Raw genomic sequence first — 24,691 nt, 5'->3', positions numbered from 1 at the left:
CGAGACCTCCAGGGAGAGAGCCCGGCCATGGCCGTCACCACTGTCACCGAAGAGCCCGCCTACCCCCCGACCGACCGCACGGTGCCCACCCGGCTGCGGGACCGGGCCCGCTACGACCGCGCGCTGGTGCACGCGCTGCTCGACGAGGGCTACCTGTGCCATCTCGGCTATCTGCGGGACGGCGCTCCCGTGGTGCTGCCCACGCTCTACGCCCGCCGCGGCGAACGGCTCTACCTGCACGGCTCCACCGGCTCCCGGCCGCTGCGCGGGGCCGCCGCCGGCCCGGACGGCGAAGAGGACGGACTGCCGGTCTGCGTCACGGTCACCCATGTGGACGGCCTGGTGCTGGCCAAGTCGGCGTTCCATCACTCGGTGAACTACCGCTCGGTGATGGTGCACGGCGTCGCCCGCCGGGTCACCGACCCGGAGGAGCATCTGGCGGCACTGTCCGCGCTGGTCGACCACGTCATACCGGGCCGGGCGGCCGACTGCCGGCCGGCCGCGCCCAGGGAGGCCGCCGCCACCGCGGTCCTCGCCCTGGACCTGCGGGAGGTCTCGGCCAAGGTCCGCGGCGGCGGCCCCAACGAGGAGCCCGAGGACGTCTCACTCCCGTACTGGAGCGGTGTCGTCCCGGTCTCCGTGGTGCACGGCCCGTTCCTCCCGGCCGACGGCCCGCAGCCGGACGGCCCCGCCCCGGACTACCTCACGGCCCGCGCCCGCCCCTGACCGGGCCTCGGCCACCGCCAGCGCGGCGACCGCGGCCAGCAGCACCGCGGTGCCGGCCAGGGTGGGGGCGGTCAGCCGCTCGCCCAGCACCAGCACCGCGACAACGGCCGCGGTCACCGGCTCGATCAGGACGATGACCGAGGCGGTGGCGGCCCGGACGGCGGCCAGCCCGGCGAAGTACAGCGCATAGCCCAGCGCGGTGGGCACCGCGGCCAGATACACCAGCAGCCACAGCGTGCGGCCCAGGTCCGCGGTGCCCGGCAGCAGCCCCTCCAGCAGCGCCGGCGGCAGCAGGCAGGCCGCGCACACCGCGAAGGAGGACACCGTGGTGGCGTACGGGTCGGCGCCCCGGCCGGAGCGCCGCAGCCCGCGGGTGAACAGGGTGACCGCGCTGTAGCCCGCCGCGGAGAGCAGCGCCCACAGCACGCCGGACGGCCGCACCGTGCCGGCCTGCCCGGAACCGCCGAGCACCAGGATCAGCAGGCCGGCCAGGGCCCCGGCCACGGCGACGGCACCGCCGCGGCCGAGCCGTTCCCCCATCCACAGCCGGGCGCCCAGCGCGATCAGCACCGGGCCGGCGCCCAGGGTGACCACGGTGCCCACGGCCAGGCCGGTGTCCCTGACCCCGGCGAAGTAGGCGGTCTGGAAGACGGTCAGGCCCGCCCCCAGGACGGCGATGCGCACCACCCGCGGGCGCAGCGGCTCGGCGGCGGTCCGCACGGCCGGTGCGGAGCGGCGGCGCAGCGGGCGGAAGGCGAGCAGCAGGGCCAGCCCGCCCGCGGTCCGCCAGAAGGTCAGGGCGACCGGCCCCAGCCCGCTGCTGTCGAACAGCAGCGCGGCGGCGGCACCGGCGGTGCCCCAGGCGGTCGCGGCGATGATGACGAAGGCCAGCCCCCGGACGACGGGCATGGCGGAGGAAGCCGGCTGGTACCGGTGAGGCATGAGGAGTTCTCCCGCGAGAAGGAACGCACTTCGGTCGGTCGCGCTGTCCGGTGGCGGGCAACGCCGAAGCGCGCGGGGGCCCGAGCGGGCCGCCGCGGGTGTGCGCCGTCGTCGCCCGCGTTACGCGGCCGGCGGCGGGAGAACGGTGAGAGGCATGGGCGCACCCTAGACGGCACCGTGTCTTCCGGACAACTTCGCGCGGTCACCGGCCTCCGCCGGGACACCCGGGAGGCGCCGGCGGAGCCGCGGCGCGGCGGCGGCGCTCAGGCGGTGGGCAGCCAGTCGACGCGGCCGGCCAGCAGGGCGTAGCCGACAAAGGCCACGATGTCGATGAGGGCGTGCGCGGCGACCAGCGGCATCACCCGGCCCCAGCGCCGGTAGAGCCAGACGAAGATCACCCCCATCGCCGCGTTGCCCAGAAAGCCGCCGATGCCCTGGTAGAGGTGGTAGGTGCCGCGCAGCAGGGCGCTGGCCACCAGGGCCGCGGCCGGGCTCCAGCCGGTCTGGCCGAGGCGGCGCAGCAGATAGCCGACCACGATGACCTCCTCCAGCACGGCGTTCTGCAGCGCGGAGAGGATCAGCACCGGGATCTTCCACCAGACGTCCGGCAGGCTCTCGGGCACCACGGTGAGATTGGCGCCGGCCGCCCGGGCGCCCAGGTACAGCAGCAGGCCGGTGCCGCCGATGAACGCGGCGACCAGCGCGCCGCGCCCCAGGTCGGAGCCGGGGCGGCGCGGGTCGAAGCCGACGGCGCGCAGTCCCGGGCCGTCGCCGCCGGGCCGCTCGCGCAGCAGCAGATGGGCCACCAGCACCACCGGCACCAGGGCGGTGGTGATGCCGAAGAGCTGCCAGGCGAGGTCGAGCCAGGGGCGGTCCGGCGCCCGGGAGGCGTTCAGGGTGGCGGCGTAGTCGCTGAGGCCGCCGGGGCTGGTGAGGACGCCGGTGAACCGGATCAGCGAGGCGACGGCGCTGGCGCCCAGCGAGAGCGCCAGCACGATCAGCAGCTCGTTGCGCAGCACGCGTGCCGGGGGCGCGCCGGCCGGGTCCAGCGCGGCGGAGGGCTCGCTGTCCATGGATCGGGTCCGCACCCTGATGTCCTCCTGTCGGTCCTGCTCCCCGGGCCCGGCGGGCGCGGGCGGTTCAGCCGGCCGGCGGCCAGTCGTGCACCGGCTCGCCGGCCGCGGCCAGCTCGCAGTACCGGCGGACCAGTTCCGACAGGGCCGTCCGGCGGTCCGCGCCGCGGTCCACCGCCCGGTGGTAGGTCCGAGTCTGCCAGGCCGCCCCGGTGATCCGGCGCCGGCACCGGGCTTCCACGACGGACAGGAAGCGGTCCCGGTCGGCGGCGGAGACCCCCCAGGCGTCCAGCCCGGCGGCGGCCAGCGGCAGGAGTTCGTCCAGCACCAGTTCGGCGGCGGGCACCTCGGCCGGCCCGGCCTGGCCACGGCCGCGCCGTGGCCAGAGCAGCACGGCCGCCATCCCGTCCCGGCAGGCGCGCTCGAAGCTGTCCGCGGCGGCGGTGAACGGCAGCCGGTGCCAGACCGGCTCGGCCTGGTCGGCCAGGGCCCGTACCAGGCCGTAGTAGAAGGCGGCGTTGGCCACCATGTCGGTGACCGTGGGACCGGTGGGCAGCACCCGGTTCTCCACCCGCAGATGGGGCCTGCCGCGGGCGACGCCGTAGACCGGGCGGTTCCAGCGGTAGACGGTGCCGTTGTGCAGCACCAGCTCGGGCAGTTCCGGGACGCCGCCGGCCGCCAGCACGGCCTCGGGGTCCTCCTCGTCGCAGATCGGCAGCAGCGCCGGAAACCAGCGGAGGTTCTCCTCGAAGAGCTGACGCGGGGAATCGATCCAGCGTTCGCCGAACCAGGCGCGCGGACGCGCGCCCTGGGCCGCCATCTCGGGCGGACGGGCGTCGGTGACCTGGAGGAACAGCGGCGGCCGGGACTCCTGCCAGAGTTCGTGGCCGAACACGAACGGTGAATTGGCCCCCACCGCCACCTGCGCCGCGGCCGCGGCCTGGGAGGCGTTCCACACATCGGCGAACCGGTCCGGGGTGACCTGGAGATGGAACTGCACGGCGGTGCAGGCGGCCTCCGGCGCTATGGAGTCGAAGGTGCGGTGCAGGGTCTCGGCACCGGAGAGCCGGAGTTCCACGAGTTCGCCGCGGGCCCCCATGATCTGGTCGTTGAGCAGCCGGTACCGGTCGACCGGGGAGAGATTGGCGAGCCGGAGATCCGCTTCGGTGATGGTGGGCAGTATGCCGACCGGCACCGGACGGGCATCGAATTCCGCACCCATTCGGGCGGCGTAACCGATGGCGAAGCGCAGTTCCTCGGCCAGGTCGTCGAGAACCCGGCCGGTCAGGCTCCGCGGAGCCATGTTCAGTTCCAGGGTGAACTTTCCCAGCTCGGTCTGGAAATCCGCGGTGGCCATCTTCGACAGGACGCGGTCGTTGACCATGCGGGGCGCGCCCCGCTGGTCGGCCAGACTGATCTCCACCTCCAGCCCGATCAGATCACGCGGCCGGTCGAAGCACTTGTCGTCCAGCATCCGCTCCAGCACGGCCTGGCAGCGCGCCAGTTTGGCGCGGAACCGCGGCCGGTCGGCCGGACCGAACCCGTCGGCGGACACATTGGCTCCCATGGCAGGTCCCTCCCGAACGTCGCCGGCGCACGGTGTCGAGCATGCCCAGGTGCGGCCGGACTGACGCCGGGGAGCCGGGCCGCACCGCGGCGGAGAAGCACCGGAGAAGCAGCGGGGAAGCAGCGGAGGAGGCATCTTTTCCGTGTGCATATTCCTGTGGAATACTGCTGACGCACCTCGCTTCATCAGGACGCCGGGCTTCTTCCCGGCATGGGCGGGCCAACCCCGGTAGTGTGGCAGGAGTCACCCGGACGGCGGTCCGCGGAACCCCGGGGGAATATCCGAATTCGGCCGGAAAATGCCTTGCGGAAACACCTGGGCGCAGCTAGCGGAAACGTGCCGCGAACACGTGCTGGTTAAAATCCGCTCACGCGTGTCTCCAGAGTGAGAGGCGACCCACCCATGCCCTTGCATCTTCTCCCGGCTCCGGCCCCCGCGGAGCGCAGCATCCACGCGGCCCTCCGGTCCCCCGCCCCCGTTTCACCACTGCCGGCCGCGCTGCGCCAGGACCCCGAGTCCCTGCGCCCGGTGCTGCCGCTCCCGGTGTACCGGCTGTCGGCCACATCGGCAGCCGGCGCACTCCCCCGCACCAAGCTGACCGCCTGGCGGTTCCTGCTCGCCCGCAACGACCGGGCGGTGGGCGCGGCCGAAGCCCGGCTGACCGCCGACGGCTGGACCTTCTCGCACTTCAGCGAGGGTCCGTACATCGCGTCGTCGGAAGCCGCGCTGCGGCAGGCGGACGAGTTGCCGGCGGATCTCCAGCCCCGGCTGCTCTCCGTGCCCCAGCTCTACATGCTCACCCTGTGGCTGCACGGCGACATCACCTCGCCGGCCGCCAAGGGGCGTCCCGCCCCGGCGGACGCCCTGGTGCCGCTGGCACCGGCGCCCCCGGGCATAGCCCCCGGGGTGCCGATGCGCGCGGACGCGCTGCCGGGGCTGCTCAGCCGCCGGCTCAGTCCGCCGGCCGAGCAGCTCGCCGGCTGAACCGGCCGGCCGCCGGTGCCACGGTTGCGGGCCCGCAGCCGTGGCACCGGCGGCCGTGCCGTCAGCCCTGGAAGTCCTCCGGCGGCGGGCAGGAGCAGACCAGATTGCGGTCGCCGTAGGCACCGTCGATCCGGCGGACCGGCGGCCAGTACTTGTCCTCGGGCGCCACGCCGGGCGGGAAGACCGCTTCCTGCCTGCTGTAGGGGTGGTCCCAGTCGCCGGCCAGCAGCGCCGCGGTGTGCGGCGCGTTGCACAGCGGGTTGTCCCCGGCCGGCCACTCCCCCGCCGCGACCCGGTCGATCTCCGCCCGGATGGCGATCATGGCCGCGCAGAAGCGGTCCAGCTCGGCCAGGTCCTCGCTCTCGGTGGGCTCGATCATCAGCGTGCCCGCCACCGGGAAGGACATCGTCGGGGCGTGGAAGCCGTAGTCGATCAGCCGCTTGGCCACGTCCTCCACGGTGATCCCGGTCTCCTTGGTGATCCGGCGCAGATCGATGATGCACTCGTGGGCCACCAGCCCGCCGGGGCCGGTGTAGAGCACCGGGTAGTGCGGCTCCAGGCGGCGGGCGATGTAGTTGGCGCCGAGCACCGCGACCTGGGTGGCGCGGCGCAGCCCCTCCGCGCCCATCAGCCGGAGATAGGCCCAGGAGATGGGCAGAATGCCGGCCGAACCCCAGGGCGCGGCGGAAACCGGACCGACGCCGGTCTCCGGCCCGGCGGCCGACTGCAGCGGGTGGCCGGGCAGATACGGCGCGAGGTGCTCGCGGACCGCCACCGGGCCCACCCCCGGGCCGCCGCCCCCGTGCGGGATGCAGAACGTCTTGTGCAGGTTGAGATGGGAGACATCGGCGCCGAACCGGCCCGGCCGGGCGAGACCGACCAGCGCGTTGAGATTGGCGCCGTCCACATACACCTGGCCGCCCGCGTCGTGCACGGCGGCGCAGACGTCCCCGATGTGCTCCTCGAACACCCCGTGGGTCGAGGGGTAGGTGACCATCAGCACGGCCAGCTCGTCGCGGTGCCGCTCGATCTTGGCATGCAGGTCGGCCAGGTCCACGTCACCATTGCGGCCGGTGGCCACCACGACCACCTTCATGCCGGCCATCACCGCGCTGGCGGCGTTGGTGCCGTGCGCCGAGGACGGGATCAGGCAGACGGTGCGCTCCGGCCGGCCCGCCGCCCGGTGGTAGGCGCGGACCGCCAGCAGCCCGGCGAACTCGCCCTGGGAGCCGGCATTGGGCTGGAGCGACACCGTGTGGTAGCCGGTGATCTCGGCGAGCCGCTCCGCCAGCTCGCCGATCAGCTCCAGATACCCCTCGGCCTGCCCGGCCGGGGCGAAGGGGTGCAGGCCGCCGAACTCCGGCCAGGTCACCGGTTCCATCTCGGTGGTGGCGTTGAGCTTCATGGTGCAGGAGCCGAGCGGGATCATGCCGCGGTCCAGCGCGTAGTCCCGGTCGGCGAGCCGGCGCAGATAGCGCAGCATCGCGGTCTCGGAGCGGTGGCGGTGGAAGACCGGGTGGGTGAGGTAGTCGTCCTGGCGCAGCAGGCCGGCGGGCAGCGCGTCCGGGGTGGCGGCGTCCAGGGCGGCCGGGTCGCCGGCGGTGCCGAAGGCGTCCCAGAGCGCCGTGAGGTGCTCGGGGCGGGTGGTCTCGTCGCAGCTCATGCCGATGTGGTCGGCGTCGGTGAGGCGCACATTGATGCCGGCCTCGCGGGCCGCGGCGGCGATCGCGGCGGCCCGGCCCGGGACCCGGGCGGTGACGGTGTCGAAGAACGCCTCGTGCACCACCTGCACGCCCCCGGCGCGCAACCCGGCGGCCAGCACGGCGGCGTGCCGGTGGGTGCGTCGGGCGATGGCTTCCAGCCCGTCGGGGCCGTGGTGGACGGCGTACATGCCGGCCATCACCGCGAGCAGCACCTGGGCGGTGCAGATGTTGCTGGTGGCCTTCTCCCGGCGGATGTGCTGCTCCCGGGTCTGCAGGGCCAGCCGGTAGGCCGGCCGCCCGTCGGCGTCGTAGGAGACGCCCACCAGCCGGCCGGGCAGGCTGCGGGTGTACTCCTGGCGCACCGCCATGAAACCGGCGTGCGGGCCGCCGAAACCGAGCGGGACGCCGAACCGCTGGCTGGAGCCGACGGCGATGTCCGCCCCCAGCTGCCCGGGCGGGGTGAGCAGGGTCAGGGCCAGCAGATCGGCGGCCACCGTGACCACCGCGCCCAGCGCGTGCGCCTGCTCGACGGCCGGGCGCGGGTCGGTGACCGCGCCACGGGCGCCGGGGTACTGCAGCAGCACGCCGAACACGCCGCGGGCGGCGGCGTCCTCGGGCAGCCCCCGGGACAGGTCGGCGGTCTGCACCTCGATGCCCAGCGGCTCGGCGCGGGTGCGCAGCACCGCCAGGGTCTGCGGCAGGCAGTCGCGGTCCGCCAGATAGACGGTGCCGCCGGCCCGGCCGACGCGGCGGGAGAGGGTCATGGCCTCGGCCGCGGCGGTGGCCTCGTCCAGCAGTGAGGCGCCGGCGGTGGGCAGCCCGGTGAGGTCGGCGACCACGGTCTGGAAGTTGAGCAGGGCCTCCAGCCGGCCCTGGGAGATCTCCGGCTGATAGGGGGTGTAGGCGGTGTACCAGGAGGGGTTCTCCAGCACATTCCGCAGGATCACCCCAGGGGTGAAGGTGCCGTGGTAGCCGAGCCCGATCATGGGCTGCAGAACCTGGTTGCGGGCGGCCAGGGCGCGCAGTTCGGCGAGCACCTCCGGCTCGCCCAGCGCGGGCGGCAGCCGGAGCGCCTCGGTGGCCCGGATCGCCGCCGGCACGGCGGCGTCGGTGAGCTCGTCCAGCGAGCCGTAGCCGACCTGGGCCAGCATCTTCGCCTGGTCCGCGGCGTCGGGTCCGATGTGGCGGGACGCGAAGGCGGCCGGCGGGCCGGTGCCGGTGCCGGTGGTGTGCGGGGTGCGGCGGACGGTCATCGAGAGGGCCTCCTGGTCGCTGTGACCTGCGGCACCGGTCCGGGTGCCGAAGCGGCCTCCCCCTCTGTCATTCGACCTGAGAGCTTCACCGGGCGCACGTGCGGAGCCCGGCTTTCACCGTCGGTGAGGGCGTCCGGGTCTGCCGACGCCGTCCGCCCTGCTTTCCAGAGTGGCTTCGCCCGTGCGGTACAGGGGCCTGAGAGTTTCCGGGGAGGATTTGCTCCTTCGGCGCCTCCGGCGGCGGCCGGAGGACTCTCCCGCACGAGGTTGTCAGCCGTCTTCGAGACTACCAGCGTCAGTTGCGGCGGTTGTGCCGGGAATGTTTCCGGCAGGGTGCGCCCGCGGATGTGCGGGCTCGACTGGCCGGGACGGGGAAAGTGCCGTTTCGTAGGTTCATGGAGCCGCGTCGCGATGGATCCGCGGCGAACGGCGGCGATCAGCGGGAGGAGCCATGCAGACCGACATCGATCCGCGCAGCCTCATCGGCCGCAAGGCACTGGACCGCAACGGGGCCAAGATCGGCACCGTGGACGAGGTCTATCTGGACGATGCCACCGGAGTGCCGGAGTGGGCGGCCGTGCGCACCGGCCTGTTCAGCCGTGACGCCTTTGTCCCGCTGGAGCCCAGCGAGCTGGTGGAGGAGACACTGCGGGTGCCCTTCGACCGGGAGCTGATCCGGCAGGCCCCGGACTTCGGGGTGGGCCGCCATCTCTCGCCGGAGCAGGAGCTCCAGCTCTACCACCACTACGGTCTGGACGTGCCCGGTGCCCCGGCTGCCGAGGACCGGGACTTCGGGCGGCTGGCCGGCCGGGAACGGCCCCGGCACGGCCCGGCCGGGCATGCCCCCGGCCCGGTCTACTCCCCCGGCGGGCCGAAGGACGCGGCGGCGGAACCGGACGCGCCCGAGGAGGGCGGGCCTCCGGGGGCGGCCGGGCCCGAGCGGCCAGGACCGGCGGAGCGGTCCTGAGCCAGGGCTTTCGGGGCCAGCGGCAGCGGCTGGGAGGGGTGCAGCGCGGGATCCCGCTCCGCAAAGGTGCGCACCCGGCCGGGCGGTGAATCCGGCCGTTCGAAGCGCACCGTGACCCGGCCCAGCCCGCTGCCCTGCACCCAGCCGGGGCCATGGTCGTCGTGCGTCACATCCTGGCCGGGCGACCAGCGCCGCCCGGGCTCCGGGGCGGGCGCCGCCCCCTGATGCCCGCCGGCCGGCTCCCCGCCCGCGGCCGGACCGGCGTCCGGGCCGTGTGGAACCGCCGGGACGGCGGGGCCCGCCTGCGCGAAGAGATCCTCCTGGGTGAAGTCGGCGAGCCCGCTGACGCCCACGCCGAGCAGCCGCACGCCCTCGGTGGTGTCCACACCCTCCAGCAGCCGGGCCGCGGCCTCCCGGATCACTCCGGGGTCGTCCGTGGGACCGCGCAGTGTCTCGGACCGGGTGAGGGTGGTGAAGTCGGGCCCGCGCACCTTGAGCACCACGGTGCGGCCGGACCGCCCGGCCGCGCGCAGCCGCTCCGCGCAGCGCAGCGCCAGCCGGTCCACCTCCAGCCTGACCCGGGGCCGGGCCGTGACGTCCTCGTCGAAGGTGTCCTCCACGGAGACGGACTTGGCGTCCCGCTCGGCGACCACCGGGCGGTCGTCGATGCCCAGCGACATGGCGTGCACCGAGGCGCCGTGCGCCCGGCCGAGCAGCCGGACCAGCTCGTCCTCGCCCGCCCGGGCCGCGTCGCCGACGGTGACGATGCCCGCCTTGCGCAACGCCGCCTCGGTGGCCGGGCCCACCCCCGGCAGGGTGCGCACCGGAAGCGGGGTGAGCAGGGTCCGCTCCTCACCCGGGACGATCACCACCAGCCCGTCCGGTTTGGCCCGCTCCGAGCCGATCTTGGCCAGCATCTTGGAGCCGGCCAGCCCCACCGAGCAGGTCAGCCCGGTCAGCGCGCGGATGCGGGCACGGACGGACTCGGCGGCGGCACGGAGTTCGTCCCCGGTGGCCGGGGCCCGCCCGGTGCGGGCCACCGCCAGGTCCACGAACGCCTCGTCCAGGCTGAGCGGCTCCACCAGCGGGGAGATCTCCTCCAGCACTCCCAGCACCACCGCGCTGACCGCGCGGTAGCACGCGAAGCGGGGCGTGAGGTAGGCGGCATGGGGGCAGAGCCGGCGGGCCTGCGCGGTGGGCATCGCCGAGCGCACGCCGAAGAGGCGGGCCTCGTAGGAGGCGGTGGCCACCACGCCGCGCGGGCCGAGGCCGCCGACGATCACCGGCCGGCCGCGCAGGCTGGGCTTGGCGGCCTGCTCGACCGAGGCGTAGAAGGCATCCATGTCCAGATGGAGGATGCTCGGTACACCGCGCATGCACCGATCGTCCCCCGGAGCACCGACAACCGCGCGCCGCGCCGTCGGCGGGCGGCCGGCGGCGGGGCGCTCAGCGCATGCGTCGGCGGCGGGCCAGCTCGTCCTCGGGGTGGTCGGCGACGACCGGCTCGCCGGTGTCGGCCCGCTCGGCGTGCAGCCGGGACAGCGCCAGCTCCACATCGGCCCAGACCGCGCCCACCGCGATGCCGAAGACACCTCGGCCACCGCTGAGCAGCTCCGCCATGTCCCCGGCCGAGGAGCAGCGGTAGACGGTGGCGCCGTCGCTCATCAGCACCAGGGACGGCAGCTCGGCCAGGTCCACGCAGCGCAGCGCCTGCACCGCGGCGCGGATGCTGTGCAGCGAGACCCCGGCGTCCAGCAGCCGCTTGACGATCTTCAGGGTGAGCACGTCCCGGAAGCCGTAGAGCCGCTGGCTGCCGGAGCCGTGGGCGGGCCGCACGCTGGGCTCGACCAGACCGGTGCGCGCCCAGTAGTCGAGCTGGCGGTAGGTGATGCCCGCGGCGGCGCACGCGCTGGGGCCGCGGTAGCCGAGACGGTGGGTGTCCTGCTGCCCCCGGGACCGGCCAGGGGGCGGCACCGTCCGCAGGTCAGCGCCGGGCGGGGTGCTGGGCACGGGCAGTGCCGACAGCCCGCCCATCGCTCCGCTGTCGCCGTTACCTGTCACGCCGGCCTCCGTTCTGCATGCCTGATCGTGCCCGTCCGTCGCCGCGTCCGCCGGTGCCCGGCCGGTAGCGGCGGCTCGGCACTCCTGATAGACATGCCCCAATGACGCTAGGCACGCACCTGTGGTGCGTCAACGATCGCCACGCCCCGTCACCGGGGGCGGGCGGGCGGCGTCACTGGCTGGTGCCGAAGTCCTCCGGCGAAATCTGTTCGAGGAACTCGCGGAACCTCTCCACCTCGTCCTCCTGCTCGTCCGGAATGATGATCCCGGCGTCGTCGAGGACCTCGTCGCTGCCGTAGATGGGCGCGCCGACGCGCAGCGCGAGGGCGATGGCGTCGGAGGGGCGGGCGCTGACCTCGACGCCGCTGGCGAAGACGAGCTCCGCGTAGAACACCCCGTCGCGCAGGTCGGTGATCCGGATGGAGGTCAGCTCCTGGCTGAACGCCTCCAGGACGTTCTTGAACAGGTCGTGTGTCAGCGGCCGGGTGGGAACCATCCCCTGCTGGGCAAAGGCGATCGCGGTGGCCTCCCCGGGGCCGATCCAGATGGGGAGGTAGCGGTCGCCGCCCACCTCCCGGAGCAGGACGATGGGCTGGTTGTTGGGCATTTCGACCCGGACACCGACTACGTCGAGCTGGTTCACACAGCAACCCTAGGACGAGGGCGGACCTTTTGGATAGTCGAGCACGTCCGCGGGGTGCGAACACACCCGCGGCCGTGCTCCGGCCGTGCTCGGGGGCGGGGCGGCTCAGCGCTGGCCGAGGTAGACGACCATCCGGTACTTGCCGATCTGCACCTCGTCCCCGTTGGCGAGGACCACCGAGTCGATGGGCTCGCGGTTGACGTAGGTGCCGTTCAGGCTGCCGACGTCACAGACGCTGAAGCCGCCCCCGGGTTCCCGGCGGAACTCCACATGGCGGCGGGAGACCGTGACGTCGTCCAGGAAGATGTCGCTCTGCGGGTGCCGGCCGGCCGTGGTGACATCGCCGTCCAGCAGGAAACGGCTGCCCGAATTGGGGCCGCGCCGCACGATCAGCAGCGCCGAGCCGGGCGGCAGCGCGTCCACCGCCGCCTGCGCCTCGGGCGACAGCCCCGGCGTCTGGCCGGTCATCTCGGCCTCGTACGCCTCGATCCCGGAGATGGAGAGCGTGGAGGTGGTGTCCGAGGAGGACGCCCCGTCGTAGGGGGTGCCGCCGCGCAGCGGGTTGCCGCAGTTGGAGCAGAAGCGGGAGGAGGCGGCGTTGCGGCTGCCGCAGCGGGCACAGGCGACCGATCCCACGGCGGGCATGGCGGCGGTGGACTCGGTGTCGCCGCCGGGGCCTATGCCGCCGGCCGGAGCGGAGACCTGGTCCCGGAACAGGGGGCGCCCGGCCGGCTGGCCCGGCGTGCCCGCCGGCGTATCGCCACTCCGGTCGGCACGGTGCCGCGCGGCGTGGTCCGTGCCGCCCTGACGCCTGCCGAACAACTTAGCGAAAAAACTCACCGGCGATTCCCCTCGCACCTAGGCCGCCCGCCTGATTGCGCGGACGGGCGGTCCATTGTCTCTCACGGCTGATCGAACGTCCTGCCAACGTCCGGGCCTCACGTTCAGTTTCCCTCACCGGACGTCCGGCGGCCCGGCAGCCCCCCTGGGCGGACTCCCCGCTCATGGTGACGACTGAGCGTAGTCAGGCTGTTCCGAGGATCGCAAGGCGTCCACGGTGACCTGCTCCGGGCGGCTGATGGTGACCGATGCGCTCTCCTGTTCCAGCGACTGGACCACTCCGCCGGGGATGTTGAGCGCGGGTTCCAGATCCTGCGGGCGTCCGATGGCGGTGATCTCGTACGGGCGGGGAAGCCGCACGCCGTCGATCACCGCCGCTCCGTCGTCGTCGGTGAAGGAGCTGCCGGCCACGATCCGCACACCGTTGATCTCCAGCGCCTCGGCACCGGCCGCGCGCAGCTCCTGCACCGCGTCCAGCAGGTGGTCGGCGCCGACCCCGGCCAGCGGGTCGGAGATCCGCACCACGATACCGGGGCCGGTGGCGGCCACCGTGCCGGCCAGCACTCCGAGCTGGCGTTCCCGCTCCCGGGTCTGCCGCCGGGCCTCCTCGGCCTGGTCGGAGCTGGACTCCAGCTCGGTGCGCTGCTCCTCCAGGCCGTCCCGCTCCTCGGCCAGCCGGCGGGTGCGCTCGTCCAGGTCGCTGAGGATGCGCACCAGGTCCTCCGGACGGGCACCGCGCAGCACATTGTCCTCGCCGGCGGCACGGACCTGGATGGCCAGGCCGAGGCCGAGCACGAACAGCAGGGCGGCGACGATGAGCTGGGCGCGGCTGATCCGCGGCGGCCACAGCCCGGACAGCAGGGCCGCCCGGCCGGTCGGCGGCGGGTCCCCGGCGGTGCGGTCGGCGCGGTCGGCTCGGTCCGTGCGGTCCGGGCGGTCGGCGCCGGGTCCGGCGGGGTCCGGGGGGTTCTCGGGGGAGGTGTCGTTGCTTGTCATCGGCCTCAGGCGGGTCAGGCGTGGAAGATGTGACGGCGGATGGAGGCGGCGTTGGAGAAGATCCGGATGCCGAACACCACCACGACCCCGGTGGAGAGCTGCGCGCCCACACCGAGCTTGTCGCCGAGGAAGACGATCAGCGCGGCGACCACCACATTGGACAGGAAGGAGACGACGAAGACCTTGTCGCTGAACTTGCCGTCCAGCCGGGCGCGCAGCGCGCCGAACACGGCGTCCAGCGCGGCCACCACGGCGATCGGCAGATACGGCTCCACCTCGGTGGGCACCACCGGCCGGGTGAGGACTCCCACCACGACTCCCAGCACCAGCCCCAGAACGGCGATCACGGTGTGTTTCCTTCTCCTGTCTGCAGGGGTTCGGCGGTCCGCAGGGTGAGTCCCGCCGAGGCCGGCAGCCGCAGCTCCTCCCGGACCGCCATCTCGACCTGGATGCCGAAGTACTCCTCCAGCTCCTCCAGGGTCAGCAGATCGCTGCTGAGGTTCTCCTGGAACTCCTCGAAGGCGTCCCGCAGCACCGGCCCGTCGCCGACCGCCCGGATGGTGTACGGCGGCACCAGCGGGCGGTTGTCCACGAGGATGGCCTCTCCGGCGTGCCGGATGGCGGACAGCGCGGTGAGCCGCCGGCCGTTGACCGCGACGGCCTCGGCGCCGGAGGCCCACAGGCCGTTGACGATCCGCTGGAGGTCGCGGTCCCGCACCCGGCCCGTGTCGGTGTCGTCGCGCGCGCCGTCCGGCAGGCCCTGGGCGACGCTCTCCGCGTCGTCGACCACGATCTCCAGGCCCGGGCCGGTGACGGCGACCGCGCCGGCCAGCAGCGCGGTCAGCTCGGCCTGTTCGCCGCCCTCCTCGCGGAGCGCCTCGCGTTCCCGGTCGGCCAGGTCGTCACGGAGCGCGTCGACCTCCTCCTGGAGCCGGTCGGCCCGCTCGGTGCCGCTCTCGATCCGGTCGATGAGCTCCCGGCGCTCCTTGGCCACGGCCGGCAGGGAGCTGCGGGCCTGGGCGGCGCCCAGGGTGATGACCATGGCGATCAGCAGGGTGCCGGCGATCAGCCAGGGGCGGAGCGGGCCGGTTTCCGCGGTGCGGCCCTCGGCCGCCCGCCGGGCGGCCTCCTCCTCGTAGCCCTCGTCGAGGGTGTGGTCCATGACCTGGTTGAGCAGCCACATGGAGGCGTCCGGGCGGGCCGCGGCGGCCCGGTCCGGGGCGTCCGGGGAGGGGCCGGGGGCTCCGCGCTGCTGTGGCATGGCGGACATGGTCGCACGGGCGCACGGCAGGGCGGAAAGCGCCCCCGGCGGGAGGGCGGCGCCGCCCGGGCCGGGCCCGGCCCGGGCGGCGCCTCACCCGTACGGCGGACGGGCCGGCCGGGCGGTCAGCCGGAGGCGGTGTCGACCACCGCGGTCCAGGTGTCGAGCAGTTCGCGGGCCGCGTCGTCGTCCGGGCCCTCGGCCCACAGATGGGTGACGGCCTCGGCCGGGTCGGGCAGCACCAGCACCCAGCGGCCGTCCGCCTCGACCACCCGGACGCCGTCGGTGGTGTCCACCGAGCGGTCCCCGGCGGCCTCCACCACCCGGCGCATGACCATGCCCTTCACCGCCCACGGGGTGGCGATCTCGCGCCGCTGGAGATGGGCGCGCGGAATCCGGGCGTCGATCTGGCTGAGCGAGAGCTGGGTGCGGGCCACCAGGCCGACCAGCCGGGCGAAGGCGGCAGCCGCGTCGAAGACGCTGCTGAACTCGGGGACGATGAAGCCGCCGCGGCCGTCGCCGCCGAACACCGTGCCGTCCTTGAGGGCGACCCGGGTCAGGTCGTCGGGCGAGGTGGTGGTCCACTCCACCTGGGTGCCGTGGTAGGCGGCGACCTGTTCGGCGATGCGGGTGGTGGTGACCGGCAGTGCCACCCGGCCGCTGCGCCGCTCGGCGGCGATCAGGTCGAGCATCACCAGCAGGGCGCGGTGGTCGTCCACGATCCGGCCGCGCTCGTCGACCAGGGAGAGGCGTTCGCCGACCGGGCCGAAGCGGACCCCGAAGGCGGCGCGGGAGGAGGCCACGATCTCGCCGAGGCGGACCAGGCCGGCCCGGCGCTCCTCGGCGGTCTCGGTCGGATGGGTCTCGTCCAGGCCGGGGTTGATGGTGAGGGACTCCACGCCGAGCCGGCCCAGCAGGCTGGGCAGCACCAGGCCGGCGCTGCCGTGCGCGGCGTCCACCACGATCTTCAGGCCGGACTCGGCCACGCCGGTGGTGTCCACGGCACGCATCAGCGACCCGGTGTAGGCGTCGAAGACGCTGGCCGGGAAGGACAGGTCGCCGATCTCGCCGGGGAAGGCGCGGCGGTACTCCTGGCGGGCGTAGACCCGGTCCAGCTTGCGCTGGGCGGCCTGGGAGAGGTCGGCGCCGCGCTCGTCCAGGAAGAGGATGTCCAGGGAGTCGGACCGGCCGGGGGTGGTGCGGATCATGATGCCGCCGGCGCTGCCCCGGGCGGTCTGCTGGCGGGCCACCGGAAGCGGGACGTTCTCCAGGTCGCGGACGTCGATGGCGCTGGCCTGGAGGGCGGAGATGACGGCCCGTTTCAGGGCCCGGGCGCCCCGGGAGTGGTCCCGGGCGGTGGTGACGGTGGAGCCCTTCTTCAGGGTGGTGGCATAGGCGCTGGCCAGCCGGACCGCCAGCTCCGGGGTGATCTCGACGTTCATGATCCCGGAGACGCCGCGGGCGCCGAACAGATTGGCCTGGCCGCGGGACTCCCAGATCACCGAGGTGGAGACGAAGGCGCCGGCCTCCACGGTCTTGAACGGGTAGACCCGGACATTGCCCTGCACAATCGATTCTTCACCGATCAGGCACTCGTCCCCGATGACCGCGCCGTCCTCGATCCGGGCGGCCCGCATCACATCGGTGTTCTTGCCGATCACGCAGCCGCGCAGATTGGACTGCGGGCCGATGTAGACGTTGTCGTGGATCACCGCCTTGTGCAGGAAGGCGTCGGACTTGACCACCACGTTGGAGCCGACCACCGTGTGCTCGCGGATCTCGGCGCCGGCCTCCACCTTGGCGTAGTCGCCGATGTAGAGCGGGCCGCGCAGCCGGGCGTCGGGGTGCACCTCGGCGCCCTCGGCGACCCAGACGCCGGGCGAGATCTCGAAGCCGTCGAGGTCGGCCCGCACCCGGCCCTCCAGCACATCGGCCTGGGCCTTGACATAGCTCTCGTGGGTGCCGACGTCCTCCCAGTAGCCCTCGGCCACATAGCCGTAGATCGGGCGGCCCTCCTTGAGCAGCCGGGGGAAGACGTCGCCGGACCAGTCGACGGAGACGTCCGCCTCGACATACTCGAACACCTCCGGCTCCATGACATAGATGCCGGTGTTGACGGTGTCGGAGAAGACCTGGCCCCAGGTGGGCTTCTCCAGGAAACGCTCCACCCGGCCCTCGTCGTCGACGATGGTGATGCCGAACTCCAGCGGATTGGGCACCCGGGTGAGGCAGACGGTGACCAGTGCGCCCTTCTCGCGGTGGTAGCGGACCAGATCGGTGAGGTCGAAATCGGTGAGCGCGTCCCCGGAGATGACCAGGAAGGAGTCGTCCTTGAGCGCCTCCTCGGCGTTCTTCACGCTGCCCGCGGTGCCCAGCGGCTTCTCCTCGTGGGCATAGGTCAGTTCCATGCCGAGCTCTTCGCCGTCCCCGAAGTAGTTCTTCACCAGGGAGGCGAGGAACTGGACGGTGACCACGGTCTCGGTCAGCCCGTGCTGCTTGAGCAGCCTCAGGACGTGCTCCATGATCGGGCGATTGGCGACCGGCAGCAGCGGTTTGGGCATGCTGGCGGTCATGGGCCGCAGCCTGGTGCCTTCTCCGCCCGCCATCACGACGGCCTTCATATCGGAAGTCTCCTCCTCAGAGAGTCGACAGTCATGCCGGCCGCGCCCGTCCGGAGGGCGGTGCCCGGAAATCCCTCCGGCGTCGTGGTGACGTCGTTCCCCGGGGAGGTGCTCGATGCGGGTCCTTCGGTCCCGTGCCGTCCCGGCGGGGCGGGTTCAGCCGGCTGTGGCGGTCGCCTTCAGCAGTCGGCGGACCTGGACGACGTAGAGCATCCCTGCCCACCAGTACAACGCTGTACCCCACCAGGCGAACGCCCATCCGAACATAGCAGCCAGTGACGACAGCCAGCCACTTCCGTCACTGAGCAGCAACAGGGGAAATGCGTACATCAGACAGAGGGTCGCGGCCTTGCCGAGGAAGTTCACCTGCGGCGGGGCATAGCCGTGCCGGTCCAGCAGCCAGACCGCCACCAGCAGCATCAGTTCCCGGGCGAGCAGCAGCGCCGCCAGCCACAGGGGCACGATCTCGCGCCAGGTGAGGCCGGTGAGAGTGGCGAGAATGTAGAGCCGGTCGGCGGCCGGGTCCAGGACCCGGCCCAGCGCGCTGATCTGGTTCCAGCGGCGGGCGAGCTTGCCGTCCAGATAGTCGCTGACACCACTGAAGGCCAGCACGGCCAGCGCCCAGCCGTCCAGGTCGGGGCCGTCGAAGACCGGGGAGAGGATCAGCCACAGGAAGACCGGTACGCCCGCCAGCCGGGCCATGCTCAGCAGATTGGGAACGGTGAGCACCCGGTCGGTCTGCATGCCTGTCTCCTCGGCGTCCACCGGCGGGCCCTCCCGTGCATACCGGCGCCTGTCCGCGCGCCTGTCCGTGTGAAGCTGTGGACCCGGCCGGACGGACGGGTTGCCGGCCGCCGTCCGCGGTGCCGCCTCGACCCTACCGGCCCGGTGCGCGGGGCCGCCGCCCGGGCCGGGGCACGGCCCGTACACCACCATGACGCGGCACGAAACACCACGTAACCATGGCATATTCTCAGAACCGGGCAGAACCGGCCCGGGGGACTTGACCCGGCAGCAGGTCTAGACCTATACCCGGACCAGCACCAGCATCAGGCGGCTCTCCCGGTGCCGCCGCGCCCGGAGAGGCCAGGCCAGCCATGATCACTGTTTCGTCACCCGTGAGCGGGCGGGCCGTCGGGCTCGCCCAGGTGCCCGATCCGGTGTTCGCCGGATCCATGGTGGGCCCGGGCACGGCCGTCGACCCGGTGCGGGCACCCGCCGCCGCGCTCGCCCCGGTGGACGGCACGATCGTCTCCCTGCACCCGCACGCCTTCGTGGTGCTGGACGACCACGGCCATGGTGTGCTCACCCATCTGGGCATCGACACCGTGCAGCTCGCCGGCGAGGGCTTCCGGGTGCTGGTGGCCAAGGGGGACACCGTGGTGCGCGGCCGGCCGGTGATCGAGTGGGACCCGGCGGCGGTGGCGGCGGCCGGACGGTCCCCGGTGTGCCCGGTGGTGGCGCTGGAGGCCACGGCCGAGGCGCTGACCGGCCTGGCCGACGGGCGCGAGGTACGGGCCGGGGACACACTGTTCCACTGGACCTCCACCGCAACCGAGTCCGAAGGCGCGTGAGATGGACGCAAAGCTGCAAGGGGTCGGGGTCAGCCACGGAGTGGCGATCGGCGAGGTGCGCCACATGGGCACCGCCCTGCTGGAACCGCCCGCCCGGCGGATCGCCCCCGGCGAGGCGCCCCGCGAGCAGGCCCGGGCGCGGCAGGCCGCCGAGGCGGTGGCCGCCGATCTGGTCGCCCGGGGCAATCTGGCCGGCGGCGAGGCCCAGGCCGTGCTGGAGGCCCAGTCGCTGATGGCCCGGGACCCGGAGCTGATGGCGGACATCGAACGGCGGATCGCGGTCGGCTCGACCGCCGAGCGGGCCGCCTACGACGCCTTCGCCGCCTACCGGGCGCTGCTGGCCGGCGCGGGCGACTATCTGGCCGGCCGGGTGGCCGACCTCGACGATGTGCGCAACCGGATGGTGGCCCGGCTGCTGGGCGTGCCGATGCCCGGGGTGCCGGACAGCGACGAGCCGTTCGTGCTGCTCGCCCGCGATCTGGCGCCGGCCGACACCGCGCTGCTCGATCCCTCCCTGGTGCTGGGCTTCGTCACCGAGGAGGGCGGGCCGACCAGTCACAGCGCGATCCTGGCACGGGCCCTGGGGGTGCCCGCGGTGGTGGCGCTGCCGGGCGCGGTGGAGCTGCCCGAGGGCACGCTGGTGGCGGTGGACGGCAGCAGCGGTGAGGTGGTGGTCAACCCGGACGCGGCCGAGCGCGCGGAACTGGCCCGGGCCGCCGAGGAGCGGCGGGCGGCGCTGGCCGCCGCGGCCGGCCCGGGCGCCACCTCGGACGGCCACAAGATCCCCCTGCTGGCCAACATCGGCGGACCGGCCGATGTGCCGGCGGCGCTGGAGGCGGGCGCCGAAGGGGTCGGGCTGTTCCGCACGGAGTTCCTCTTTCTGGAGAGCGACGGCCGCCCGCCGTCCGAGGACATGCAGGCCGAGGTGTACCGGCAGGTGCTCCAGGCGTTCCCGGAGGGCCGGGTGGTGGTCCGGGTGCTGGACGCCGGGGCGGACAAGCCGCTGGCCTTCCTCACCCCCGCGACCCCCGCGGAGGAGCCCAACCCGGCGCTGGGCGTCCGGGGCCTGCGCGCCCTGCTGGACCACCCGGGGGTGCTGCTGACCCAGTTGCGGGCGCTGGCCCGGGCGGCCGAGGGGCTGCCCGTCTATCTGGAGGTGATGGCCCCGATGGTGGCCGACCGGGCGGACGCCCGGGCGTTCGCCGACGCCTGCCGGGAGGCCGGGCTGCGGGCCAGGGCCGGCGCCATGGTGGAGATCCCCTCCGCGGCGCTGCGCGCCCGGGCCGTCCTCCAGGAGGTGGAGTTCCTCTCGCTGGGCACCAACGACCTGGCGCAGTACGCCTTTGCCGCCGACCGTCAGGTGGGCGCCGTCTCCCGGCTCCAGGACCCGTGGCAGCCGGCCCTGCTGGACCTGGTGGCCCTGGCCGCCGAGGCGGCCAAGGCCGAGGGCAAGAGCTGCGGGGTGTGCGGCGAGGCGGCGGCCGATCCGCTGCTGGCCTGCGTGCTCACCGGGCTGGGCGTGACCAGTCTGTCCATGGCCGCCTCGGCGCTGCCCTATGTGCGCGCCGCCCTGGCCCGGCACACTCTGGCCCAGTGCGAACGGGCCGCCGCCGCGGCCCGGGCGGCCGAGGAGGCCGAGGAGGCCCGCGCCGCCGCCCACTCCGTGCTGAGCGGCGAATAGCGCCCGGGGCTCAGGGGCCGGGACAGGGAGGCGGCGGCGGCAGGGGCGGCGCGGCCCGGTAGGTGATGCCCGGCTCGGGCGGGACCGGTTCACCGCTGTGCGGGTCGGTGCAGTAGGCGGCGAAGATCTCCGCCTCGCTCAGCGGACGCAGCCAGCCGTCCTCCGTGGCCCAGCCGAGGACGGCCTCGCCGCCGGACCCGGCCTCGCGCAGCACCAGCCCTCCGGCGCGGCCGGTGGCCAGGGCGACGGCCAGCACCATGGACAGCAGCATGGTGTCCGGCTCGGGCAGGGCGGTACTGCCCCGGGCGTCCCGCTCGGCGTGCATGGCGGCGCTGAGCGGGCCGGAATCCGCGAGCACCGTGCACACCAGGTGATGCGCGCCGGGGCCGGTGCCCGCCAGCACGGCGGCCAGTCCCGCCGCGGCCCGCCGCACCCCGCAGTCGGCGTGCGGGGTGCCGCAGCCCGGGCAGCTTCCGGCGCCGAGCAGCAGCTCCCGGCACTGGCTCCAGAGCTGCTGCCGGTCCCGCACCGCCACCAGTTCGGGCAGCAGCCGGGCCAGCGGCTGCCCGCGGTAGCGCACGGCAGGTCCCGCGGTGGCGATCTCCCCCGCGTACCGGGCGCGGCTGGCGGCATGGCCCGGATCGAGCTCGCGCACGGTGCAGAACTCGGCGTACTCCTCCGGGTCGAACAGCGCGACCTGGGTGTAGCCGCCGTTGCGGAGCAGGCGGCGCAGATGGCGCTCCAGGCGCCGCAGATAGTCGGGATGGCTCTCGTGCCGGAAGGCGGCGTACTGGTGCATCCGGGCGAAGCTCGCCTCATCGGCGAGCACCGCCACGGTGCGCACGGTCTCCCGGGTGAAGTCCCGGGCGGAGGTGACGGGCCGGACAGGGCCGGCGGGCTTGCGGGTGCGCGGCATCGGATTCCCCCCGTTGCTCAGCGAGTATCTTCGCTCACCGAGAGTAGGGGGTCGGTCTGACAATCGCGCCCGGCCGGCGGCGGCCCGGGCGGCCGTCAGTCCGCCCCGCGGGCGGCGCGCGCGGCGGCCAGCCGGGCGAAGTGAGCGAGCAGCCCGGGGTCGTCCACCGACCCGGGGTTGACCGCCTTCTCCAGCGGCACCCCCTGGAAGATGCGCTTCACCGGCACCTCGATCCGCTTGCCGGTCAGCGTGTGGGGCACGCCGGGGATCTCGATGACCTCGTCCGGGACATGACGGGGCGAGAGTTCCCGGCGCAGCACGGCCCGGATGCGCTCGCGCAGCGCGTCGTCCAGCACGGCGCCCTCGGCCGGCACCACGAACAGCGGCATCCAGTAGCCGCCGTCCGGCTGTTCCACGCCGATGACCAGGGACTCGCGGACCTCCGGCAGCCGTTCCACCGCCTCGTAGATGTCGGCCGAGCCCATCCGCACGCCCTGGCGGTTGAGGGTCGAGTCGGAACGGCCGTGGATGACCACGCCGCCCCGGGAGGTCAGCGTGATCCAGTCGCCGTGCCGCCACACCCCGGGGAACATCCCGAAGTAGCTGTCCCGGTAGCGGCTGCCGTCCGGGTCGTTCCAGAACCGCACCGGCATCGAGGGCATCGGGGTGGTCACCACCAGCTCGCCGACCTCGTCGGTCAGCGGCCTGCCGTGCGGGTCCCAGGACTGCAGACCGGTGCCCAGGCAGGCCGCCTGGAGTTCACCGGTGTACACCGGAAGAGTGGGCACCGCTCCGGCGAAGCAGCTGCACACGTCGGTGCCGCCGCTCACCGAGGCGATCCACAGATCGGCCGCCACCTCCTCGTGCAGCCAGCGGAAGCCGTCCGGCGGCAGCGGGGAACCGGTGGTGGCGACGCAGCGGGTGGCGGACAGGTCATGGTCCCGGGCCGGATGCACCCCCGCCTTGGCGCAGGCGGTCACATAGGCCGCGGAGGTGCCGAACAGGGTCGCCCGGGTGCGCTCCGCCACCAGCCACTGGGCGCCGGTGTGCGGATGGCCGGGGCTGCCGTCGTAGAGCACCACGGTGGCGCCCACCAGCAGCCCGGAGACCAGGAAGTTCCACATCATCCAGCCGGTGGAGGTGTACCAGAAGATCCGGTCGCCGGTGCCCAGGTCGCAGTGCAGGCCGAGCTGTTTGAGGTGCTCCACCAGGATGCCGCCCTGGGACTGGACGATGGCCTTGGGCAGTCCGGTGGTGCCGGAGGAGTACAGCACCCACAGCGGGTGGTCGAACGGCACCTGGGCGTACTCCGGCTCGGCCGGGCCCGCGGTCTGCTCCGCCCACTCCAGGGCACCGGGCGGCGCGGCGCCGCCCAGCACCGGAATGTGCACCACGGCACGCAGCGTGGGCAGGCCGGCCCGCAGCTCGGCCACGGTGGCGGTGCGGTCGTGCTCCTTGCCGCCGTAGCGGTAGCCGTCCACCGTGAACAGCACCACGGGCTCGGTCTGCCGGAAGCGGTCCAGCACGCTGCGGGCGCCGAAGTCCGGGGCGCAGGAGGTCCAGACCGCGCCGACCGCGGCGGTGGCCAGCAGCGCGGTCACCGCCTCCGGGATGTTGGGCAGATAGCCGGCCACCCGGTCGCCCGGGCGGACCCCGAGCCGGCGCAGCGAGGCGGCCAGGGCGGCGACCTGGCGGCGCAGTTCGGCCCAGCTCACCGGTTCGGGCCGGTGCCGCTCGTCCACCCGGAGCAGGGCCGGGCGGCCGGCCAGCTCCGGGTCCTCGGCGGCACGCAGCGCGTGCTGGGCGTAGTTCAGGGTGGCGCCGGGGAACCAGCGGGCGCCGGGCATCGCCCGGTCGGCGAGCACGGCCGAGTACGGCGTGGTGAAGGAGACGCCGAACCACTCGGCGACCGCCCGCCAGAACGCCTCCAGCTCCGTGACCGACCAGTGGTGCAGCGCCGCGTAACTGCCCTGCGGGTCGCCGGACAGCGGCTGCGGGGCGCCGTGCCGCTCGGCGGCCCAGCGGTGGAAGCGGGTGAGCCTGGCCTGTCCGACCCGCTCCGGGCCGGGCCGCCACAGCGGTTCCGGCGCCGGGCCGGGTGCCGGGTCCGGGCCTGCGGGCGGTTCGGCGGGGGCGGTCGTCATGGCGGCTCCTGTTCCGGGCGGTATGGGCGGCAAGACCAGCAAGACCAGCAGGACCAAAGGACACTGTCACGGGTGGGGACGCCAGACCAGGGGTGGCCCGCCCATATTCCGCAGCCTCCACACGTGTGGTCGGCACACTCCCGGCATCCCGTTCGGCATGATCGCTCGGGACGGGCCGACGGGAGCCATGTGTGCCGCACCCGTGCCGCCCGCCGGGCCCCGTCCGGAGGGCCGCGGTGCCGGTTCGCGGTGTCCGTTCAGAGGGTGCGCAGCCCGTCCAGAACGCTCTGCAGGGTCTCGTCCGGCAGCGCGGCCACCGGATGGGTGACCCGCACCAGGCGGGCCTCCAGCAGATCGCCGATCAGCACCCGGACCACGCCGAGCGGCAGATCGAGACCGCTGGCCAGCTCGGCCACCGACTCGGAGGCATGGCGGCAGCGCCGCAGGATCTCGGCATGCTCGGGCGCCAGGGTCTGGCCGTCGGCCAGCACCGGCTCTCCCGCGTGGCGTCCGGGCGGCACATCGGCGGTCACCAGGGCGATGAGGTCGAGATGAGCGCCGGACGAGGCCCGGGTCCGGCCGCGCGTCATGGCGTACGGGCGGACGACCGGTCCGGCCTCCTCGTCAAACCAGCCGAGGGTCATGGTGGCCGCCTGGCCGGCTCCGCCCGGACGCGGGGCCGGTGACGCGGGTGGGCAGCGGGCGGCCGGGCGCCGAGCGGGCGCGGGCCGGAGCGGGT

At 74.0% G+C, this 24,691-nt stretch carries 19 protein-coding genes, 2 pseudogenes and 1 riboswitch; of the genes and pseudogenes, 5 read left to right on the top strand and 16 right to left on the bottom strand.

What is annotated here, in order from left to right:
* Positions 1 to 27 precede the first annotated feature (27 nt).
* Positions 28 to 726: a pyridoxamine 5'-phosphate oxidase family protein gene (locus BM242_RS17480; protein WP_175541461.1), complete on the top strand. Its 699-nt coding sequence runs from the start codon at positions 28 to 30 to the stop codon at positions 724 to 726.
* On the opposite strand, the pseudogene BM242_RS17475 reads toward BM242_RS17480, so the two are convergent.
* The 3 genes and pseudogenes from BM242_RS17475 to BM242_RS17465 all read right to left on the bottom strand — a co-directional run.
* Positions 706 to 1,668: pseudogene (locus BM242_RS17475) on the bottom strand (DMT family transporter); the annotation flags it as partial. The gene BM242_RS17480 and the pseudogene BM242_RS17475 overlap by 21 nt on opposite strands.
* 263 nt (positions 1,669 to 1,931) lie before the next feature.
* The gene (locus BM242_RS17470) at positions 1,932 to 2,741 is read right to left on the bottom strand and encodes a CPBP family intramembrane glutamic endopeptidase (protein WP_093839788.1); all 810 of its coding nucleotides are present in this window, start codon (positions 2,739 to 2,741) and stop codon (positions 1,932 to 1,934) included.
* A 67-nt stretch (positions 2,742 to 2,808) separates the two neighbouring features.
* The gene (locus BM242_RS17465; protein ID WP_093839787.1) at positions 2,809 to 4,308 is read right to left on the bottom strand and encodes a glutamate-cysteine ligase family protein; all 1,500 of its coding nucleotides are present in this window, start codon (positions 4,306 to 4,308) and stop codon (positions 2,809 to 2,811) included.
* Between the two features lie 402 nt (positions 4,309 to 4,710).
* Between BM242_RS17465 and BM242_RS17460 the strand changes: the two genes are divergently transcribed.
* Complete coding sequence (locus BM242_RS17460) at positions 4,711 to 5,292, top strand: hypothetical protein (protein WP_093839786.1); 582 nt, start codon at positions 4,711 to 4,713, stop codon at positions 5,290 to 5,292.
* A 61-nt stretch (positions 5,293 to 5,353) separates the two neighbouring features.
* Here the strand turns inward: BM242_RS17460 and gcvP are convergent, their stop codons facing one another.
* Positions 5,354 to 8,248, bottom strand: coding sequence for an aminomethyl-transferring glycine dehydrogenase (gene gcvP / locus BM242_RS17455; RefSeq protein ID WP_093839785.1), 2,895 nt, complete (start codon positions 8,246 to 8,248; stop codon positions 5,354 to 5,356).
* 174 nt (positions 8,249 to 8,422) lie between these two features.
* Positions 8,423 to 8,518: riboswitch (glycine riboswitch) on the bottom strand.
* Positions 8,519 to 8,699: 181 nt separating this feature from the next.
* Here gcvP and BM242_RS17450 point away from each other — a divergent pair.
* Positions 8,700 to 9,062 (top strand): annotated as a pseudogene (locus BM242_RS17450) (PRC-barrel domain-containing protein); the annotation flags it as partial.
* A 41-nt stretch (positions 9,063 to 9,103) separates the two neighbouring features.
* Here the strand turns inward: BM242_RS17450 and BM242_RS17445 are convergent.
* The 9 genes from BM242_RS17445 to clsA all read right to left on the bottom strand — a co-directional run bounded on the left by BM242_RS17445 (position 9,104) and on the right by clsA (position 18,381).
* Complete coding sequence (locus tag BM242_RS17445; RefSeq protein ID WP_093839784.1) at positions 9,104 to 10,591, bottom strand: DNA polymerase IV; 1,488 nt, start codon at positions 10,589 to 10,591, stop codon at positions 9,104 to 9,106.
* Between the two features lie 70 nt (positions 10,592 to 10,661).
* Positions 10,662 to 11,249: a MerR family transcriptional regulator gene (locus BM242_RS17440; protein WP_093839783.1), complete on the bottom strand. Its 588-nt coding sequence runs from the start codon at positions 11,247 to 11,249 to the stop codon at positions 10,662 to 10,664.
* A gap of 199 nt (positions 11,250 to 11,448) precedes the next feature.
* Positions 11,449 to 11,919, bottom strand: a complete 471-nt coding sequence (locus tag BM242_RS17435; protein ID WP_093839782.1) for a bifunctional nuclease family protein — start codon at positions 11,917 to 11,919, stop codon at positions 11,449 to 11,451.
* A gap of 105 nt (positions 11,920 to 12,024) precedes the next feature.
* The gene (locus BM242_RS30325) at positions 12,025 to 12,759 is read right to left on the bottom strand and encodes a double zinc ribbon and FHA domain-containing protein (RefSeq protein ID WP_093839781.1); all 735 of its coding nucleotides are present in this window, start codon (positions 12,757 to 12,759) and stop codon (positions 12,025 to 12,027) included.
* Between the two features lie 162 nt (positions 12,760 to 12,921).
* Entirely contained in the window at positions 12,922 to 13,755 is an 834-nt protein-coding gene (locus BM242_RS17425) for a DUF881 domain-containing protein (protein ID WP_093839780.1), read from the bottom strand.
* A 14-nt stretch (positions 13,756 to 13,769) separates the two neighbouring features.
* Positions 13,770 to 14,102: a small basic family protein gene (locus BM242_RS17420; protein WP_093839779.1), complete on the bottom strand. Its 333-nt coding sequence runs from the start codon at positions 14,100 to 14,102 to the stop codon at positions 13,770 to 13,772.
* Entirely contained in the window at positions 14,099 to 15,016 is a 918-nt protein-coding gene (locus tag BM242_RS17415; protein ID WP_425443875.1) for a DUF881 domain-containing protein, read from the bottom strand. The genes BM242_RS17420 and BM242_RS17415 overlap by 4 nt, the downstream gene beginning before the upstream one ends.
* A gap of 125 nt (positions 15,017 to 15,141) precedes the next feature.
* On the bottom strand, positions 15,142 to 17,637 hold the full coding sequence (locus BM242_RS17410) for a mannose-1-phosphate guanyltransferase (protein WP_093839778.1): 2,496 nt from the start codon (positions 17,635 to 17,637) through the stop codon (positions 15,142 to 15,144).
* Positions 17,638 to 17,793: 156 nt separating this feature from the next.
* On the bottom strand, positions 17,794 to 18,381 hold the full coding sequence (gene clsA, locus BM242_RS17405; RefSeq protein ID WP_093839845.1) for a cardiolipin synthase ClsA: 588 nt from the start codon (positions 18,379 to 18,381) through the stop codon (positions 17,794 to 17,796).
* Between the two features lie 353 nt (positions 18,382 to 18,734).
* Here clsA and BM242_RS17400 point away from each other — a divergent pair, with 353 nt between their 5' ends.
* Both BM242_RS17400 and ptsP read left to right on the top strand, forming a co-directional pair.
* Entirely contained in the window at positions 18,735 to 19,211 is a 477-nt protein-coding gene (locus BM242_RS17400; protein ID WP_093839777.1) for a PTS sugar transporter subunit IIA, read from the top strand.
* Between the two features lies 1 nt (position 19,212).
* Positions 19,213 to 20,892: a phosphoenolpyruvate--protein phosphotransferase gene (gene ptsP, locus BM242_RS17395; protein ID WP_093839776.1), complete on the top strand. Its 1,680-nt coding sequence runs from the start codon at positions 19,213 to 19,215 to the stop codon at positions 20,890 to 20,892.
* 10 nt (positions 20,893 to 20,902) lie between these two features.
* Here ptsP and BM242_RS17390 read toward each other — a convergent pair whose 3' ends face one another.
* The 3 genes from BM242_RS17390 to BM242_RS17380 form a co-directional block, all read right to left on the bottom strand.
* The gene (locus BM242_RS17390; RefSeq protein ID WP_093839775.1) at positions 20,903 to 21,808 is read right to left on the bottom strand and encodes a hypothetical protein; all 906 of its coding nucleotides are present in this window, start codon (positions 21,806 to 21,808) and stop codon (positions 20,903 to 20,905) included.
* 95 nt (positions 21,809 to 21,903) lie between these two features.
* Positions 21,904 to 23,952, bottom strand: coding sequence for an acetoacetate--CoA ligase (locus BM242_RS17385; protein WP_093839774.1), 2,049 nt, complete (start codon positions 23,950 to 23,952; stop codon positions 21,904 to 21,906).
* A 257-nt stretch (positions 23,953 to 24,209) separates the two neighbouring features.
* Positions 24,210 to 24,596 carry a DUF742 domain-containing protein gene (locus BM242_RS17380; protein ID WP_093839773.1) on the bottom strand — a complete coding sequence of 129 codons (387 nt, stop codon included), beginning with the start codon at positions 24,594 to 24,596 and terminating at the stop codon, positions 24,210 to 24,212.
* Between the last annotated feature and the right edge of the window lie 95 nt (positions 24,597 to 24,691).

The organism is Streptomyces aidingensis (assembly GCF_900112355.1).
Classification (GTDB): Bacteria; Actinomycetota; Actinomycetes; order Streptomycetales; family Streptomycetaceae; genus Streptomyces; species Streptomyces aidingensis.
The sequence above is the reverse complement of the archived record's forward strand: the minus strand, read 5'-3'. Positions and strand labels throughout refer to the sequence as shown.

Coding starts and splice junctions, on each gene's coding strand:
- BM242_RS17440 (WP_093839783.1), bottom strand. CDS start 11,249: ATGGGCGGGCTGTCGGCACTGCCCGTGCCCAGCACCCCGCCCGGCGCT.
- ptsP (WP_093839776.1), top strand. CDS start 19,213: ATGGACGCAAAGCTGCAAGGGGTCGGGGTCAGCCACGGAGTGGCGATC.
- BM242_RS17460 (WP_093839786.1), top strand. CDS start 4,711: ATGCCCTTGCATCTTCTCCCGGCTCCGGCCCCCGCGGAGCGCAGCATC.
- BM242_RS17425 (WP_093839780.1), bottom strand. CDS start 13,755: ATGACAAGCAACGACACCTCCCCCGAGAACCCCCCGGACCCCGCCGGA.
- BM242_RS17480 (WP_175541461.1), top strand. CDS start 28: ATGGCCGTCACCACTGTCACCGAAGAGCCCGCCTACCCCCCGACCGAC.
- BM242_RS17470 (WP_093839788.1), bottom strand. CDS start 2,741: ATGGACAGCGAGCCCTCCGCCGCGCTGGACCCGGCCGGCGCGCCCCCG.
- clsA (WP_093839845.1), bottom strand. CDS start 18,381: ATGCAGACCGACCGGGTGCTCACCGTTCCCAATCTGCTGAGCATGGCC.
- BM242_RS17390 (WP_093839775.1), bottom strand. CDS start 21,808: ATGCCGCGCACCCGCAAGCCCGCCGGCCCTGTCCGGCCCGTCACCTCC.
- BM242_RS17385 (WP_093839774.1), bottom strand. CDS start 23,952: ATGACGACCGCCCCCGCCGAACCGCCCGCAGGCCCGGACCCGGCACCC.
- BM242_RS17445 (WP_093839784.1), bottom strand. CDS start 10,591: ATGCGCGGTGTACCGAGCATCCTCCATCTGGACATGGATGCCTTCTAC.
- BM242_RS17465 (WP_093839787.1), bottom strand. CDS start 4,308: ATGGGAGCCAATGTGTCCGCCGACGGGTTCGGTCCGGCCGACCGGCCG.
- gcvP (WP_093839785.1), bottom strand. CDS start 8,248: ATGACCGTCCGCCGCACCCCGCACACCACCGGCACCGGCACCGGCCCG.
- BM242_RS17410 (WP_093839778.1), bottom strand. CDS start 17,637: ATGAAGGCCGTCGTGATGGCGGGCGGAGAAGGCACCAGGCTGCGGCCC.
- BM242_RS17415 (WP_425443875.1), bottom strand. CDS start 15,016: ATGCCACAGCAGCGCGGAGCCCCCGGCCCCTCCCCGGACGCCCCGGAC.
- BM242_RS17400 (WP_093839777.1), top strand. CDS start 18,735: ATGATCACTGTTTCGTCACCCGTGAGCGGGCGGGCCGTCGGGCTCGCC.
- BM242_RS17380 (WP_093839773.1), bottom strand. CDS start 24,596: ATGACCCTCGGCTGGTTTGACGAGGAGGCCGGACCGGTCGTCCGCCCG.